The following is a 17,651-nucleotide window of genomic DNA, read 5'->3' as shown; positions in this document are numbered from 1 at the left end:
GGTGTGAGGTGTGATCGCGACGCGCGGTGTCGCGATCGAGTGGTTCGCCGCCGTCCCGACGAGCGCGGTCGGCGTCGGCGGGGCGCTGGCGTCGGCGATCGTCGGGCGTGCGCTCGGCTCGGGACCGCTCGCATCGGGCTCGGGCGACCGTCGGCCGGCGTTCGGCCGAGGCCGGGAGTCGATCGTCGCTCGCATCGTCAGCTCCCCCCGTCGGTGCCGTCCTCGACCGTCAGAATCTCGATGGCTCTGACCTCCGGGTTCTCGGCGGCGCCCTGCTCGAAGTCGACCGCGATGGTGCCGTCCCCGTCGTCGGTGACGGTGACGCTCTTGGTCGTGGCGGTCGCGTGTCCGACGTCGGCCACCGGGTCGTACTGCGTCAGGACCTGCGACCCCTCGATGGAGACGTTGAACTGCCGGTCGCCCTGCGCGCTCGCGCCCGGGTAGGAGTTGGCGAGGGAGAGTCGAACCTCGACGTCCTGACCGGGGTCGACCGGGAACTCCCAGGACATGTCCCCGTAGCGCTCGCAGTTCCACACGCCGTCGGGCGTGGACTCGGGGACGGTGTCGTCGGGCGTGAGGGCGTCGCCGCCACAGTAGGTCCCGCCGTCCTCCTCTGCGACCGAGGCGAGGTACTGCGAACTCGCGTTCGCGACGCCGGTCCAGTTCGGGCCGTCGTCGGTCGCAGAAATAGTCGCGCTCTCGCCCGCGTTCACGCGGTGGAGCGCCTGCGGCCCCGCGGTGTCGGGGTCGTCGGCGCCCGCGTTCTGGTCGTACTTCAGCACGGCCACGTTCGAGGGCTGGCCGGTGTCGCCGCCGTCCTCCACCGCGGCGAGGAGGTAGTTGAACCCGCCTTCGACGCCGCTACTCGACGTGTTGGTCAGCGACACCTCGACCGCGGCCTGCCCGTCGGCGTCGAGTTCGACGGTCTGGTACGCGACGCTCTCGGCGGTGTTGGCCTCGTAGGCCTCCAGATCGTAGCCGTCGGCCTGATTGGCGAGTTCGAGCTGTCCCTCGATTCGGAGCAGTTCGACGGTCCCGCCGGCCGGCCCGGAGACAGTCACGGTCTGGGTCGGCTCCGAGACGGTCGCCGCGCTGTGATAGTCGTCGAGCGCGCTCGAATCGAGCGAGACGGCCTCGACGCCGATCGTCGGCGCGCCGGCGGCGTCGGCCTTCGAGGTGGCCTGCGAGCCGCCCGCGCTCGCGTCGCCGAACAGATGGGTCGTCTGGGTCGCCCCGTCGGCGTACTCGACGGTCACCGTCGCGCCCGACAGCTCCAGCCCCGAGACCGAACCCGCCGCGCCGGTCCCGTCGGCGTTCTTGATGCTGGTCGGGTCGACGTCGGCCGAGAAGGCGAACGTTTCGCCGCCCTCGAAGTCGTCGAAGTCGATGGCGAGTTTGTCGTAGCCGTCCTCGCCGTTCTGGCCGTTGTGCGGGGCGGCGAACGACCCCGAGGGGTCGACCGCGCTCGCGCCGCCGTCGGGCGTGAAGCCCTTTGCGCCCGAGTCGCCCGCGGTCCCCTCGGGATCGAACACTACGTCGGGGAACGCCGCGGAGCTCAGGTCGTAGGTGACCGACGCGATCTGCCCGTCGCCGGTGTTGGTGATCTCGAACGAGCCCGCGCCGTACGTGCTCGCGTCGATGGCGCCGCCGGTGTTGACCGCGAAGTCGGCCGAGCTGGCGTCGCCGCCGGCCGCTTGCTCGACGGTCACCTGAAACGTCTCGGTCGCCGTTCCGCCGTTACCGTCGGCGGCGGTGACGTCGACGGTGTACGTGCCGGCGTCGCCCGATTGCGGGGCGACGGTCAGTTCACCGTTCGCGAGCGTGAGGAAGTCCGGGCCGGTCACCGACACCGACACGTCGTCGCCGTCGGCGTCGTCGGCGCTCACCGGAACGGTCGTCGAGTCGCCCACGGTGAGCGTCTGGTCTGCGATCGAGTCGATCGTCGGCGCGGCGTTGGTGGCGGAGCCGTCGTCGACCTCGGCGACCTCGATCGCGCTCACCTTCGCGTTGTCGTAGACGGTGCTGAACTCGACTGACAGTTCGCCGTCCGAGACGGTCGCGGTGAACGTCTCCTCGGTCGCGTTCAGCGGCCCGACCTCCGCGAAGATGTCGTAGTTCGACAGGACCTCCTCGCCCTCGATCGAGGCGTCGAACACGCGGTCGTTCTCGTTCGTGCCGTCGGTCGGCCCGGTCGAGTCGGGCGAGTCGCTCGCCGCGACGCCCTGGAAGATCTCGGCGAACTGCAGGGTGACCTCGTACTCGCCGTCCTCGAGCGGGACGTCGTAGGTGAAGTTTCCGTACCGCTCGGTCTGGTACAGCGGGTCGTCTTGCGTGTCGCCGATCTGCTCGGTCGTATCGTACGCGGTGCCGCCGTCGAAGTTGGTGTCGGCCTGGTACACCGTCCCGTCGGCGGCGGTGTACGCCGAGCCGCCGGCGTTCAGCGCGAACACGGTGTCGCCGCCACCGCCGGCGTCGCCGCCGTCGCCGGCGTTCTGGTCGTACTTCAGCACGACCACGTCGGACGCGAGCCCCATGTCGCCGGCGGCCTCGCCGTGGGCGGCCACGAAGTAGTTGTAGCCCGCGTCGTCGCCGTCCCCGGTCGTGTTCGTCAGCGTCACCGGGATCGTCGCGGTCCCGTCGGACCCGATCGTCGCCGTGTAGTACGCGACGTTCTGGGCGTTGTTCGCCTCGTAGGGTTCGACGTCGTACCCCGGCTCGCCGTCGCCGTCGGCGTCCGGGACGTTACTCAGCGCGAGTTCGGCCTCGACCCGGACCAGCGTGACCGTCTCGCCGGGTTGGCCCGAGACCGCCACGGTCTGGCTCGCCTCCGAGACGGTCGCCGCGCTGTGGTAGTCCTCGAGCGCGGCGTCGTCGAGCGAGACGCCCGCCACGTCGACGGTCGGCGCGGGGGCCTCGGTGGCGTTCACGACGGCGGTCGCGCCGCCGGCGCTCCCGTCGCCCATCAGCTGGGTGGTCTGGGTCGTCCCGTCGGCGTACGTCACCGTCACGGTCGAGCGCGCGAGTTCGAGCCCCGAAACCGGGCCGGCCTCTTGGGAGGCGATCGTCGCGCCTTTGATCGTGGTCGGGTCGTTGTCGGCCCAGAAGGTCGCCTGTTCGCCCGGCTCGAAGTCGTCGAACTCGACGGTCATCACGTCGTAGCCGTCGTCGGCGTTCTGGCCGTTGTGCGGCGCGGCGAACGCCTCGCCCGTGCCGGGTTCGGTGACGATCCCGGTACCGCCGTCGCTGGCGACGTTGAGCCCCTCGCCGGTCGGATCGCCCGCGGTGCCCTGCGGGTCGAACACCATGTCGGGAAGGGACGAACTGCTCAGGTCGAACGACACCGACGTGATGTTCTTCTCGCCGGTGTTGGTGACCTGATAGGTATCGCCGCCGTAGGTGCTGGTCTCGACGCCCGAGTCGGGCGTGATCTCGACCAGCGCGGAGCCGGTCTGCTCGCTTCCGCCGTCGGACCCGTCGCCGACGGTCGCGCCGGTCGACCAGAGGTTGATCAACTGCTGGATCTCCTCAAGCGAGAACGTCTCCCCGCCGGTGTTGGGCACTTCTGCACCGGTCGACCACCAGTTGATGGCGGTCTGGATCTCCGCCAGACTGATCGTCGAGTCGTCGTCCTCGCCGTAGCTCGCGACCGCCTCCGCGAGCGTCTCGGTCTCCGGCTCGGCCACCGCGACGGTCTTGATCGTCGCGTTCGTCGCGCCCTCGTCGTCGGTGACGGTCAGGGTCGCGTCGTACTCGCCCGCCGCGTCGAACGCGTGGGTGACGCTCTGGCCGGTCGCGTCGGTCTCGCCGTCGCCGTCGAAGTCCCACTCGTAGCTCGCGATCGAGCCGTCGGCGTCGCTCGATCCCGACGCGTCGAAGGCCACCTGTTCGGTCGCGGTCGGCTGGCTCGGCGAGTAGGTGAACGCGGCGCCGGGAGCCTCGTTCGGCGGGGTCACGTACTCGACCGAGATATCGGTCCACGTCGCGTCGAACGTCGAACTCGCACCGTTCGACGTCGAGACGACGCCGACCGCGGGCGCGACGCCGTCCGCGGTGTCGAGCCAGTTCGCCGGCATCGCGGCGGTTCCGACCTCGGCGGTCGTCCCGTCGACCTCGTACTCGGCTGTCACAGCGACCTCGTCGATATCGTTGTCCGGCGCCGGGTCGGTCGTCGGGTCGACCGTCAGCCCGAGCGTGACGTCGTTCCCCGTGACCGCGCTCTCGTCGGTCATCTCCCCCTCGAACTCGTCGCCGACTTCCTGCGCGAACTCGACGCCGCCGTCGCCGCCGTTGGCCGCGGCGACGAGCTTGACGTAGTTCGACTGGTCGCCGGTGCCGACGAACACGCCGGCCGACTGGAAGTCCTCGGGATTCTCCGGGAAGGAGGCGACCGTCGTCTCGACGACGAACGGTTCCGCGGGCGGGTCGACGCCGAACTGGAACCCGTACTGCTGGGTGTTCGTGTCCGCGTAGGCGTCGCCCGCGGGCACGCCCTCGACCGTCAGGACCTCGGCTGCGCCGCCGACCGTCATCTGGGTCGGGTCGTAGCGCTCCCGGTAGTCGCTCCCGTTGGTCATCAGCCCCGTCCAGCCCTGCCCGTTCTCGCCGAACAGGCTGAGCTCCGAGAGGTCGTGCTGGACCGGCGGGGTCGTCTCGAGGCCGTTTGCCGGGTCGAGCGCGAACGGGTCCTCGGTGTCGTCGAGCCCGTCGCCGTCGTCGTCGGGGTCGTTGAGGTTCGAGGTCCCGTCGCCGTCGAAGTCTGCGGGCGTCGAGGCCGCCGAGCACGGGTCCGAGCCCGCGTCGATCTCGTCTGCGTTGTCGTAGCCGTCGCCGTCCTCGTCGAGTGTCGCGTCGTCGGCGCCGGTACACTGCTCGCCGTCGCCGCCACCGGTGTCGCCGTAGTCGACCGGCTCGAAGACGGTGACGTCGTTGCCGCCGTGGTTCGCGGTCCAGACGGTGCCCGGGAACGGGCCGTCGTCGCCGACCGCGTCGATCCCGAGCGGGCCGCCGGTGTTGAAGATGGTCTCGACGTTCACGACCGTCTCGCCGTCGGCGCTCAGTTCGACGCGCTCGACGTCGCCGCTGAGCTCGACTTGGAGGAGGTCGCCCGCCATCGCGCCGCCGAAGTTCGAGGCTGTGTACTCGTCGAGACCGCCCGTCGGGCCGAAGAGGACGTGCTGGCCGTCTTCGAACTCCATCGTGTTGGCGGTGCCCGCGGGAGCGCCCGGGTCGGGCGAGCCGCCGGTCGGCGGAATGTAGTCGGCCTCCACCGGGTTCACCTGACTCGGCGCCACGGGGGAGTTCGACTCGGTGATGTCGAACACCATCTCCCCGTCGGCGTCGTAGATGTCCGCGCCGGTCGGGTTCGCCCGGATCGGCGCGGCGTGTCCGCCGTAGTCGCCCTCGTCGACCTTCGCGAGCTGGTCGCTGGTCGAGAAGCTACCGGCCTCGTTGGGGTGGTTGGTCACCGACGCGGCGTCGGCCGTGACGGCGCCGTCCGCGTCGGCCGGCTGACCGCCCCAGCCGCCGTTTGGCCCGTGATCCGCGGCGTACACCTGTCCGGTCTGGGTCACGACCAGATCGTAGGGGTTCCGGTAGCCCGGCGAGTAGATCTGAACCGGACTGCCCTCGACGAGTTTCGCCTGATTGATCCCGTCGTTGCCGCCGAACGGCAGGTCGTCGCCGTCGGTGGCGTCGTCGTTCTGAATCGTCGGAACGGCGTAGTAGAACTCCAGATCGGGGTACGACTGGCTGGCGCCCTGTGGGTCGTAGCTCTGGAGGTTCTTGGCCTGATACTCGGCCTCGATCTGGGCGAGGTCGATCTCGAGGATCGCGGCCGAGAGCGCGTACTCGGGCGTGTGGCCGAAGTTGTCGCCGGGCGCGCCCTTGTTGGTGTGGCCGCCCTGGGCGACGTACAGCGTCTCGCCGTCCGCCGAGAGGTCCAGACCGTTGGTGGCGTGGTTCTCCTCGGAGCGAGGCAGGCCCATCACCAGCACGTCGTGGTCGATCTCGCCGGTCTGGAGCACGCCGTCGCTCCCCGGCGTGAGCGTCAGCCGGGAGATCGCCCCGGAGTTGGTGTCGGTGTCGTCGTCGTCTTGCCCGACGTCGATCGAGGGGTCCGACGAGGAGACGTAGACGACCGGCTGGTCGGCGGTTCCGGCGGCCGTCAGCCCCGTGATCTGGCGGTCGGTCTCGCCGGGGGTGTAGTCGCCGGCGTCGTCGTGGTTCGGAATCGCCTCGATCGCGCCGATCTCGACCTCGTTTTCGACCGCGTAGCTGTTCTCGCCGGTCCGGGTGACGTTCAGCGCGTAGACCGTCCCGCCCTGCGTGGAGACGTACGCCCGACCGTCGGGACCGAAGTCGACGGCCGTCGGACTACCCGCGCTGAACCCCTGCAAGGTGCTCTTCGAGAACGCGGGGTTCGCCGAGCTCGCACCCTCGCCGGCGAGGTCGATCGCCAGCGGGGAGTCGTCGCCGGTGTGGGCGACTTCGAGCGTGGCCTGCTTCGCCTGCGCGTCCGCGGGCGAGAACGTCACCGGCAGGTCGGCAGACTCGCCGGGGGCGAGCGTCGTCTGGGACGCCGACCCGACCGAGAACGCGTCGGCGTCCGCGCCGGTGACCGAGACGCCCGAAACGTCGATCGCCGGGTCGCCGTCGTCGCCGAGGTTCGTGACCGTGACCGTCTCGGTCGCCGACTCGCCCGTGAGGACGGTTCCGAAGTCGACGTTCGAGGGCCCGCCGAGCGCGTTCGGCTCCGGTTCGGATTCGACGATCTCGATGGCCGAGACCTTCGCGTTGTCTTCGATCGTCGTGAAGTTGACGTCGATGGAGCCGTCCGAGGGGGTGACCGTGAACGACTTCATCACGCCGGTCTCCGCGCCGACCTCCTCGAAGATGTCGTAGGCGCTCAGTGCCGTCTCGTCTTCGATGGCGACGTCGAAGACGCGCGCGCCCGCTCCGTTATCGTTGGACACGCCGTGGTAGACCTCGGCGAAGTACAGGCGGACCTCGTACTGCTGGTCGCTCTGGACGTTCTCCGAGAAGGTCCACTGCTGGTCGCCGTACACTTCGGTGCCGAATATCTCCGTGGGCGTCCCCGCCGGGACCGAGCCGTCGAGAGAGACGGTCCCCGAGTAGTCCCCGTACGCGGATCCGCCGGTCACGTACTGGTCGCCGGTCCCCGACCAGTCGGGACCGCTCGGCGATTCCACCGCGTCGCCGCCCGCGTTCACGCGATACAACACGTCGCTGGCCTCCTGTGCTTGCGCGGTCCCGATGACCGACAGCGCGCCGCCCCCGGCCGCCGACGTCACCAGCAACACCGAGAAGACGACTGCAAGCAACCGAGCCGCGTTTCGCGTACTGTTCATCCGACGCCTCCCGCTCGTGGTGTGTGTGGACTCATGTGTCTGTGCGGGCGCCGACCGGCCGCCGGTTTCGCGTCCCCGCGCCGCCACGCGTACGAGGCGGCTAACTGACGACAAAACGAGAGCTAACGTCGCTCCGACCGAGCTTAACTTCCGTTTCTCGGGGCCTAACGGCCGATACGGTGCCATCGTCCACCGAGCCGACACGTACCGACTTTGTTATGAGTCGGCTGTGTGATATCTGGACGACAGAGAGCGCCACACAAGGAGCTCCTACGTCGTTTCAGGCGGGGACTGACAGCGACCGAACGACCGACGGAATCGGGGTCGAGCAGACGAAACGTCTCGAACCGAGAGCGGTCGGGGATCGTCCGTGCGTCGACGGGTACCGGCCGCTACACGCCCACAGAGACAGAGAAAAGGCAGTTAGGCTCCGCGTACCGGGGTCGCGGTCGGGTCGGAACCGATCGCGTTCGTCGTCAGTCGCCACGCCGAGAGTCGCTGTCGCCGGCGTCAGATCGCCTCTCGGAGGTACTCGGGGTCGGCGAAGGGCTCGTCCTCTCCCTCGACAGCCAGCACGTCGAGCGCGGTGACCTCCGCCCCGACCCCGAGCAGGCCCGCGAGGCTCGGGGTGGTCCGGCCCTCGTCGCCGCTCACGAGCTCTTTGACGTAGAGGCCGCCCTCGCCGTGGATCCGTAGTTCGGCGCGGCGCGGCCCTTCGAGGTCGCCGGAGATGTCGTAGACGGTCCGGGTCCGGGTCTTGCTCGCGCGCCGGTGGTCGACGCGGTTAGGCGTGTCCTGCTCGACCGTCGTCCCGTCGAGCTCCGCGAGCGCCTCCTCGAGGGCCGGCTCGGTCACGTCGTCGTCGAACGCGACGTCCATCCGGTAGGTCTTCGAGGCGTCGAGTTCCTTGACGCGCTCGACCATCTCGTGGGTCGCCAGCGCGAGGTCGGTGACCTCGGCCTTCCCGTCGGCGAACTCGTTGATCTCGGCTTCGAGCGCGTCGGTGTCGACGCTCCGGACTCGGGGCTGTTTGACCTCGATCACGAACGGCCGGCCGGTGTCGAGCATCAGCGCGTCGACGTCCTCGCGGCCCGCGCCGTGGAAAAGCGCCTCCTCGCCGTCCATCGCCTCACGGACCGGCGGCGTGGTGAGCTCCTCGACGCTCTCGTCGTAGAGGTACCCCGACCCGCCACAGTACTCGCAGGGTTCCTCGCCGCCGTCGCTCGCGAGCTGTTTGCCCGAGCCCCCACACTCCCGGCAGGGCCACTCCGTCTGGGGGATGTCGCGTTCGAGCTTCCGGTACCGGCCGTAGACGAACGCCGAGTTCACCTGCACCTCGACGGCGTGCTCGGAGATCTCCTCGCGCTCGGGGTCGACGTTCAGGAGCGCCAGCACGTCGGGACGCTCGAAGTCGACCTCGGTGTCGGTGAGCCGGCCGACGCGCTTGCCGACCTCGCGGTTGAACTCCGATTTGAACAGCTCGCCGGCGTCCTCGGGGAGGCCCGCAGACTCCCGGAGCAGGACCTCGTTTTCCTCGACCAGCGGGGGCGTCCGGGTGCCGACCTGGTAGGTGTCGAACGACCAGCCCTCCAGCGCGTCGGCGACCGTCTGGGCCCACGCGTCGAACCGCCGGCTCTCGCCCTCACAGACCCAACACTCCGCGCCCGGCTCCTCGTAGGGGTCGTCGTCCTCCAGCGCGACCGCGACCCGGAGGGCCGAGCCGCGCTCGCGGTTCGTCAGTCCGAAGCTCCGGTCGGCGAAACACCGACCGAGGCAGGCCTCACACACCGGGCCGTTCTCGATGACCCGGCGGGCGTCGGCGAGGATGGTCATATCTGATCCGTGGGGTTCGGGCGGTAAACGGGTTTCTCATTCGGACGGGTCGGCGCCGGACGCCCGGTAGCCCGCCGCGCCGTGCCAGACCACCGACCAGTCGGCCGGGCTCGGGAGGCCGCTCGCGCCCGCCGCGACGAGGAGGGCGGTTCCCACGCGGTCGCCGGTCGCGGTCGGGTCGGGGAGGACGCCCGCGGCGGCCAGCACGAGCGGGAGCGCCAGCACGACCGGGAGCGCGGCGGCGACCCGGACCGCCCACTCCGGGGCGTCGGGCGGCAGATCGGTGACCTCGACTCGGACGAGTCCCCCGGAGAGAGCGTCGGGGAGCGCGGCGAGCGCGGGAGTCTCGGTGCTGGCTTCGCCCGGCAGGAGCGTGACGGTGTAGTCCGCGCCGAGGAGCCGAAGCGGGACGACGTGGAGGAGCTCGTGGGCACAGACCCCGACCGCGAGCGCGCCGAGGCCGACGACGGCGGCCACGAGCCAGTCGAGCGGGAGGGACATCGACGGTGCCGGCGGTGCTCAGTCGGGGTACTCAACTGTTGTGGATTTCGGCGGGCGGCCCGCGTCGGGTCGGCGGGCCCCCACGATTTAGTGGCCGGACTGCGTCGGTCCTGTCATGTCCTACCGCGCAAACTACGCGCCGGTGGCCGTCAGCGCGCACCTCGGCCCGAACCGGGAAGCCATCGACGTGCCGTGGGCCGACTACGTGGGCGACGCCACGCCCGAGTACGAGTTCGAGGTTCCGACCGCGGACTCGACCGACGCCTACCTCGGTCTGCGGGCGTTCCGCGTCGGGGCCTACGGCCACGAGATCGAGGTGAACGGCGAGCCCCTGAGCGGCTTCGACCTGCCGCCGGCCGACGGCTGGCAGTACTGGGAGGACCTGCTCACCGACGCCGAACTCCGGGAGGGGACCAACGCGATACGGGTGGTCCGCGACGAGACGACCGACGACAGCTTCGCGGTGAACACCGTCACGGTCCACTGGCGCGAACCCGTCGAGTGAGTCCCTCGCCGGGACTCGGCCTTGCCCCCACTCGAACCTTTAGGTGGCTCGCCCGCGTCGGGCCGGTATGGAAGTCGTACCCACAGACGAGGAGGAATCGACCGAGGCCGTCGAGGGCGTCCACCTCTCGATCCTCGCGGGCGGCGACGAGATGAACGTCCAGCACTTCCGTATCGAGCCCGGCGCGACGGTCCCCGAGCACGACCACCCCCACGAGCAGACCGGCTACCTCACCGGCGGGACGCTCACGTTCGTCGTCGACGGCGAGGAGATCGAAGTCACCGACGGCGACTCCTATGCGATCCCGGGCGAGGAGCCCCACGCCGCCGAGAACCGCGGCGACGAGCCGGTGACCGGCGTCGACGTGTTCAGTCCGCCCCGCGAGAACCCCGACTGGCAGGAGTAGCTCTCGGGCGCGAACCCCAAAAAACGGAGACTGTGGACGGTCGGGAACCGTTCGTGGCGTCGTCGACCGACCGCTCGGAAAACGGTCTACGACAACTTCTCGATGTTCTCACAGATCGCGTCGGCGTACTCGCTGGTGCCGACCTTCTCGGCGTCCTCGCGCTGGCGAGCGAGGTCGTAGGTGACCGTCCCCGACGAGATGGTCTCCTCGACGGCGTCACGGATGAGTTCGCCCGTGTCGTCCCAGCCGAGGTACTCGAACATGAGCCGCCCCGAGAGGATGAGCGCGGTCGGGTTCGCCATGTCCTGGCCGGCGCGCTTGGGCGCCGAGCCGTGGACGGGTTCGGCGAGACACCGGTTGTCGCCGAAGTTCGCGCCGGGCGCGATGCCGAGCCCGCCGATCTGGGCGCCGGCGGCGTCCGAGAGGTAGTCGCCGTTGAGGTTCGGCATGGCGAGCACGTCGAACTCGTCGGTCCGGAGTTGCATCCACTGGAGCATCGCGTCGGCGAGTCGCTCTTCGACCATCACGGCGTCCTCGGGGATGTCGACCTCGTCTTGCTCCTCCCAGAGGGAGTCGGGCGCGGCGAAGACCTCCTCGTCGGGGTACTCCTCCTCGGCGACCTCCATGCCCCACTCGCCGAACTGGCCCTCGGTGAACTTCATGATGTTGCCCTTGTGGACCAGCGTGACCTTGTCGCGGTCGTTCTCGATCGCGTAGTCGATGGCCTCGCGGACGAGGCGCTTGCTGCCCTTCTCGGAGATCGGCTTGAGGCCCAGCCCGATCGGACCCTCGTGCATCGTCTCGTCGAAGCCCATCTCCTCCTCGACGAACTCCCGAACCTGCTCGGCCTCGTCGGTGCCGGCCTCCCACTCGATGCCGGCGTAGACGTCCTCGGTGTTCTCGCGGAACGTGACCATGTCCATCTCCTCGGGCGCCTTCATCGGGGAGGGGACGCCGTCGAGGTAGTAGGTCGGTCGGACGTTCGCGTAGAGGTCGAGGGTCTGGCGGAGCGCGACGTTGAGCGACCGGAACCCGGCGCCGACGGGCGTCGTGAGCGGGCCCTTGATCGCGACGCGGTGTTCGCGGATGGCCTCGACGGTCTCGTCGGGGAGGTTCTCGTCGTACTTCTCGCGGGCGCTCTCGCCGGCGTAGAGCCGCATCCAGTTCACCTCGCGTCCTGTCGCTTCGGCGGCCGTCTCCAGTACCTTCTGGGCGGCCGGGCCGACGTCCTGTCCGATCCCGTCGCCGTGGATGATGGGGATGATCGGGTCCTCGGGGACGTGGAGGCCCTCCTCGCCTTCCGCTTCGACGGTGATCTTCTGGCCGCTTTCGGGGACGTCTACCTTGTCGTAGCTCATGAACGTTCAAACGTGCGAGCGAGGAGGATAAAAGGCCTGCCGTTTCGTCGCGTGTGGGACGCGTACGCACTTATATTCCTAAAATACGCCCCGAAGAGAGTAGTCGTTCGGACACGAGCACGCCCGCGGCGTTCGGGCGCTTTTCTCCCTCGACTGTCGACTCTGACCGGGGGCGGTCCCGAAGATTCAGGTACGAACGCGCCCGACGGAGAGGTATGTACGCCGTCGTCGGCTGTAGCGACTGCGGGGCGCTCAAGCTCGTCGAGGGCCGGCCCGAGACGACCGAGTGCCCGCGGTGTGGCACGCGCAGGAAGTTCGAGAAGCTAAAGAAGTTCGTCGAGACCGACGACGAGGATCACGCTCGGGAGGTCCGGGCGTCGATGCTCGCCAACCGGCAAGGCGAGGGCGAGTCGTTCGCGCAACTGGACTCGTTCTCGGAGATGGAGGCCCGCGTTGAGGAGGCGGTCGTCGACGACGAGACGTTCCTCGAAGCCTCGGGAATCGACGCCGACGAAGTGGCGGCCGCCGGCGAGCGAGCCGAAAACCGAACGGCCGGTTCGGGACGCTCGCGCAAGGACACCGTCCTCGACGCGCTCCGGGCGCTCGACCGACCGACCGAAGACGAGGTGATCGCGTACGCCGACGAGCGCGGCGTCCCGGCCGACTACGTCCGTGACGCGCTCGGTAAACTGGTCCGCCGTGGCGAGGTCACCGAGAGCCGCGGGGAGTACCGGCTACTGTAGCAGTAGTTGTTAGCGCAGATTCCGTATTCCGGACGGTTTCTGAGACGGGCTCGGCTGTTATTGGGCTTGGTGCTCTCGCCCGATTATCGCACTCGCGCAATCACAGAGGAAAGATCGGACTGTGCGTCGGACGGTGGGCGTGCTCGTTGATCGACTATGTATATGAGAATACGAGCATTAATATTAAGAACGCAGTTTTCACTTTCTGAGAAGATGTTGGCGGTTACTTGTACCGATACTGAGTATCTCTGCCTGTGACATCTCATCTCGACAGTGACGCGGTACGATCGGCCGAATGGGTTCGTAACCACCTGGACCGGTTCCGGACCGACGACCCCGACTATCGGCTCGTCGAAGTCGATATGGACCCGGACGTGTACGACGACTGGCACATACCGGGGGCCGTGCAGATCGACTGGGAAGAAGACATCATCGACGGGCTCGGCGGCAACGTCGTTGCTCCGAGCGAGGCCGAATCATTGTTCGGCGATCTGGGAATCACGCGAGACACCACGGTCGTCGTCTACGGCGACCAAGCGAACTGGTTCGCCGGCCACGCCTACTGGGTGCTTAACTACTACCAGCACGACAACATCCAGTTGCTGGATGGTGGCCGCCGGCACTGGCGACTCGAAGGCTACGAACAGACGCAGGGCGACGTCGAGTACCCGTCCCGCGAATACGAGATCGACGGGACCAACGAAGACATCCGCGGGTACAAAGAAGACATCATGGATAGTCTCGACGGAGACAGGCCGATTATCGACGTCCGAAACCCACAGGAGTACCGTGGTGAAAAGCCACCAGCGGAGATCCCGAATACCACCGATCGCGAGGGTCACATTCCAACCGCGGCAAACGTCCCGTGGGGAAAAGCGGTCAACGCCGATGGCACATTCAAGTCAGAGTCGGAACTCCGAGAGATTTACGGCGAGTACATCGACCCGGACAGATCCACGGTCGCGTATTGCCGTATCGGGGAGCGCTCATCGATCACGTGGTTCGTTCTTTCGGAACTCCTCGGTGTCGATGCTGTCAACTACGACGGGTCGTGGACGGAATGGGCGGCCGACGACGCGGCGCCAGTAGAGAAGGCCACTGAGCCTGCACTCAAGGAGGGCGATTTCTAATGACACTCACAGCCAACGAGCCGAGTGGTACCGTACGCGGTGAGATGGTACAGGTTTGCATCGACGGAGTGATGTCCGTGTATCAGAGTCGGATGCGGGATATGCTCGACGAGGAGGGAATCGACAGACCCGATCCCCAACCCGACGAGTGGTATCCACTTGCGAAGTTTCTCCACGTACTGACGGCGGTCGAACGCAACACCGGCGAGAGCGCCCTGGCTAAGATCGGCGAGTCCACGCCGCGGTTTCTCGATTGGACATCGACTATCGACTCGCCACACGAGGGACTGAACCACCTCCCCGAAATGTACGAAACCGAACACCGCCAGGCACCGGGCGAGTACACGTACGAAAAGACGGGTGAGAACCAAGCCGAGATCACCTCGACGACACCCTACCCGACGCAGTGGGAGAAAGGCTTTCTCAAAGGCACAGCCCAACACTTCGAAGCCGAATACGCCCACGCGAGGGTCGATGACGACGGCCCCGAGACGACTTTCGAAGTTCACTGGTAGAACCGACAGCCATTCGATGTCTGTTGGCGGGGCCCTGTTGAATAGCCCCCTGTGAGAGGGTGAAGCGACACCACATTTGAGACCTCCTTTCACAGCCACTCACAGTGTGACTCAGTTCACTTATCTACACGACCACTGCTATTCAACGGAGCAGTGCAGTCCGTAGACGCCGTATCGATACGGCCTGAGTAGCCGCTCGTTCGTCGGACGTGGCCACGGGTTCGATTTCGTCAAGGCAGTCACGCACTGTCTCGAATTCGTCGCGAGAGCAACTGAGATACGCGGCCACCACCAGATGTATTCAAATCACTCACAATACTTGACTAGACCGCTATAGCAACAGAACTTTTACAGTTCGCTCTGCACGTCGAGCGAGTCCATCGAATCCACGTCGGCACTGATATCTCGAATACGCTCGGTCTGTTGTTCGTTTGCGGCTGCGATGGCCTCTGCTTTGTCGACGACCCGTTCGAAGTCCGCCGCAGTCTGGTCGACCATACTGGCGATCTCTTCGGTGCTTGCGGCTTGATCGTCCGTCGCATCCGCGACCTCTGTGACGCCGTCAGATACGTCTTCGACGACGTCAGCGATCTGCGTGAACGTCTCGCTGGAGCTTTCTATCTTCTCTGCACCCTGCTGAACAACGTCGTTGGTTTCTTCGAGGCTCTTGACCGTCTCGGAAGTGTTTTCCCGGACATCAGTGACGATCGATTCGATCTCAGATGCGCGTTGCTGTGACTCCTCGGCCAGCGATTTCACCTCATCAGCGACGACTGCAAAGCCGTCGCCAGCTTGACCTGCGTTGGCTGCTTCGATCGAGGCGTTCAGCGCGAGCATGTTCGTCTGGTCGGCAATGTCGTTGATAACATCGACGAGTTCGTCGATCTGCTGGACGCTCTCGTCGAGGTCGCGAATATCTGCGGTCACGTCGGCCGCCGCGCGCTCGATACTTTCCATGATATCGATCGTTTCTTCGGCTTCGGTCTTCCCGGATTCAGCTTCTTCACGGGCTCGCTGGCTGGTGGATTCGACCTGATCTGTTGTCGCGGCGATTTCCTCGACCGTTGCGGTGAGCGAGGCGATCTCTTCGGAGATCTCGGTAATCGACTCAAGTTGGTGGGACGCTTGGTCGCTGATCGTTTGGGAGTTTTCGGCCACTTCCTCCGACGATTCTTCGAGATCGTCAACAGCCGTTTTGATATCGCTGACGGCGGTCTTACGAGCTGAAATATCCTGGAACGTCTCACTAATAGCGACGATATCGCCTTCGGCGTCATAGATCGGCCTGACGACTAGTTCTGTTGGGATGACACGCCCGTCGTAACTCTCTTTTTCTACCTCGACGCGGATCTCTTCGCTCTCTTCATCGACGATCTGTTTCAGTGTACAGTTTCCAGTTCCGCACACCTCCGGATTACAGAACTGGTCGTAGCACTTGACGAACTCGCTCTCCTCGGCATCTACGCCGCCCAGTTCTTTCATCTGCTCGTTCTCGACCACGACGTTGAAATTCAAATCGAGCATACGCATCGCCGCACCCGTCGATTCCATCACCTGACGGAGGTTTTTTGTAAGGACGTCCCAGAGTTCGTCCTCTGGTAGTTCTTTTCCTCCCGAAATAGGCTGTGAGAAGTCTTTTTCTGCCGTCGAACCGCCCTCTTTCATTGCCATGCTGCCGTGTTTCTGGCAGGTATAGTTCAATTCTTTCCTAACGGCTTTCACGCCTTTCCCCGTCTTTACCGCGGTGTCATAGAATCGTTCGCATGCCGAACGACTCGTTCAGTGCTATCAGCTTTCAGTCTGCTGTCTGTGACTCCCTAAGAATCCTCGGCCCTGACCTGACGCGAGCTGACCCAGCAAGAACTCTCAAAAGTATAATTTATAATCGCGACTCGCCGGCGCGCCGTGAATGGGAACTGTTAGGGGCCGGCCGGCCGACCACCCGGGTATGACCGACGCCGATTCCGACGCGGAGGCCGGCGATCCCGAGGCGCTCGCCGAACGCGTCCGCACGGGCGAGTTGCGACTCCACGAACTGGACGACCGGGTCGACGCCGAGACGGCCGCGGCGGCCCGTCGCCGCCTGCTCGAAGCCGAGACCGACGCCGACTTCGACGCCGTCGGCGACTACGGTATCGACGCCGCGCAGGCCAGCGACGCCAACGTCGAGAACATGGTCGGGGCGGCCCAGATCCCGATGGGCGTCGCCGGCCCCGTGGCGGTGGCCGGCGGGTCGGCCGACGGCGACTACTACCTCCCGCTGGCGACCACCGAGGGCGCGCTGGTCGCGAGCGTGAACCGCGGCTGTTCGGTCGTCGCGACCGCGGGCGGCGCGGACGCCCGGGTGACGAAGTCGGGGATGACCCGCGCGCCCGTCTTCCGGGTGTCGGGCGTCGCCGAGGCCGAGGAGGTCGTCTCGTGGGTCGGCGACCACCGCGAGCGCCTCCGGGAGGCCGCCGAGTCGACCACCAGCCACGGCGAACTGCTCGACGTGGACACCTACGTGGTCGGCGACTCGGTCTTCCTGCGGTTCGTCTACGACACCAAAGACGCGATGGGGATGAACATGGCCACCATCGCGACCCGCGAGGCCGCACAGGTCGTCGAAGACGAGACGCCGGCGTCGCTGGTCGCGCTCTCGGGGAACCTCTGTACCGACAAGAAGCCCGCCGCGATCAACGCCGTCGAGGGTCGGGGCCGGAGCGTGACCGCCGACGTGACGATCCCGCGCGAGACCGTCGAGGAGCGACTCCACACCACGCCCGAGGCCATCGAGGAGGCCAACACCCGAAAGAACCTCGTCGGGAGCGCGAAGGCCGGCAGTCTGGGGTTCAACGCCCACGCCGCGAACGTGGTCGCGGCCGCCTTCCTCGCCACCGGCCAGGACGCCGCGCAGGTCGTGGAGGGTTCGAACGCGATCACCACCGTCGAGGCCCGCCAAGACGAGCTGTACGCCAGCGTGAGCCTCGCCAGCCTCGAAGTCGGCACGGTCGGCGGGGGCACCAAGCTCCCGACCCAGTCGGAGGCCCTCGACGTGCTCGGACTCCGGGGCGGCGGCGACCCCGCGGGGGACAACGCCGACGCGCTCGCCGAGATCATCGCGGTCGGCGCGCTCGCCGGCGAGCTATCGCTTTTGGCGGCGCTGGCCTCCCGGCACCTCTCGTCGGCCCACGAGGACCTCGGCCGGTAGCGCGGTCGACCGGGGGCGCCGGCGCGACGGGCAGACCCCGCTCGTGGCGGCGCGACGGACCGACCGACCAGCAACGCTCTTTGCCCTCCCGTCCCTCGGGCCG

11 protein-coding genes are annotated in these 17,651 nt (G+C 67.2%); 6 read left to right on the top strand and 5 right to left on the bottom strand.

What is annotated here, in order from left to right:
- Positions 1–197: 197 nt before the first annotated feature.
- From EPY72_RS10220 to EPY72_RS10210, 3 genes are all read right to left on the bottom strand, one after another.
- Entirely contained in the window at positions 198–7,367 is a 7,170-nt protein-coding gene (locus EPY72_RS10220; protein ID WP_168216021.1) for a malectin domain-containing carbohydrate-binding protein, read from the bottom strand.
- 510 nt (positions 7,368–7,877) lie between these two features.
- Complete coding sequence (locus EPY72_RS10215; RefSeq protein WP_135806338.1) at positions 7,878–9,200, bottom strand: tRNA pseudouridine(54/55) synthase Pus10; 1,323 nt, start codon at positions 9,198–9,200, stop codon at positions 7,878–7,880.
- Positions 9,201–9,236: 36 nt separating this feature from the next.
- Entirely contained in the window at positions 9,237–9,701 is a 465-nt protein-coding gene (locus tag EPY72_RS10210; RefSeq protein ID WP_134670167.1) for a hypothetical protein, read from the bottom strand.
- Positions 9,702–9,816: 115 nt separating this feature from the next.
- Between EPY72_RS10210 and EPY72_RS10205 the strand changes: the two genes are divergently transcribed.
- Both EPY72_RS10205 and EPY72_RS10200 read left to right on the top strand, forming a co-directional pair.
- Positions 9,817–10,206 (top strand): DUF7383 domain-containing protein, encoded by a 390-nt coding sequence (locus EPY72_RS10205; RefSeq protein ID WP_134670165.1) that lies wholly within the window; start codon positions 9,817–9,819, stop codon positions 10,204–10,206.
- 67 nt (positions 10,207–10,273) lie between these two features.
- Complete coding sequence (locus EPY72_RS10200; RefSeq protein ID WP_134670164.1) at positions 10,274–10,612, top strand: cupin domain-containing protein; 339 nt, start codon at positions 10,274–10,276, stop codon at positions 10,610–10,612.
- Positions 10,613–10,698: 86 nt separating this feature from the next.
- On the opposite strand, the gene icd is transcribed toward EPY72_RS10200, so the two are convergent.
- Positions 10,699–11,970 (bottom strand): NADP-dependent isocitrate dehydrogenase, encoded by a 1,272-nt coding sequence (gene icd / locus EPY72_RS10195; RefSeq protein ID WP_134670162.1) that lies wholly within the window; start codon positions 11,968–11,970, stop codon positions 10,699–10,701.
- A gap of 215 nt (positions 11,971–12,185) precedes the next feature.
- On the opposite strand from icd, the gene EPY72_RS10190 reads away from it, so the two are divergent.
- The 3 genes from EPY72_RS10190 (at position 12,186) to EPY72_RS10180 (ending at position 14,358) form a co-directional block, all read left to right on the top strand.
- Positions 12,186–12,713, top strand: a complete 528-nt coding sequence (locus EPY72_RS10190; protein WP_135806337.1) for a DUF5817 domain-containing protein — start codon at positions 12,186–12,188, stop codon at positions 12,711–12,713.
- A gap of 254 nt (positions 12,714–12,967) precedes the next feature.
- The gene (locus EPY72_RS10185) at positions 12,968–13,843 is read left to right on the top strand and encodes a sulfurtransferase (protein ID WP_244605559.1); all 876 of its coding nucleotides are present in this window, start codon (positions 12,968–12,970) and stop codon (positions 13,841–13,843) included.
- Entirely contained in the window at positions 13,843–14,358 is a 516-nt protein-coding gene (locus EPY72_RS10180) for a hypothetical protein (protein WP_134670158.1), read from the top strand. The genes EPY72_RS10185 and EPY72_RS10180 overlap by 1 nt, the downstream gene beginning before the upstream one ends.
- Positions 14,359–14,706: 348 nt before the next feature.
- Here the strand turns inward: EPY72_RS10180 and EPY72_RS10175 are convergent, their stop codons facing one another.
- The gene (locus EPY72_RS10175; protein WP_135806336.1) at positions 14,707–16,029 is read right to left on the bottom strand and encodes a methyl-accepting chemotaxis protein; all 1,323 of its coding nucleotides are present in this window, start codon (positions 16,027–16,029) and stop codon (positions 14,707–14,709) included.
- Positions 16,030–16,306: 277 nt separating this feature from the next.
- On the opposite strand from EPY72_RS10175, the gene hmgA reads away from it, so the two are divergent.
- Positions 16,307–17,548, top strand: coding sequence for a hydroxymethylglutaryl-CoA reductase (NADPH) (gene hmgA, locus EPY72_RS10170; RefSeq protein WP_135806335.1), 1,242 nt, complete (start codon positions 16,307–16,309; stop codon positions 17,546–17,548).
- Positions 17,549–17,651 lie beyond the last annotated feature (103 nt).

This window comes from Halorussus marinus, from assembly GCF_004765795.1.
Lineage (GTDB): Archaea > Halobacteriota > Halobacteria > Halobacteriales > Haladaptataceae > Halorussus > Halorussus marinus.
The sequence above is the reverse complement of the archived record's forward strand: the minus strand, read 5'-3'. Positions and strand labels throughout refer to the sequence as shown.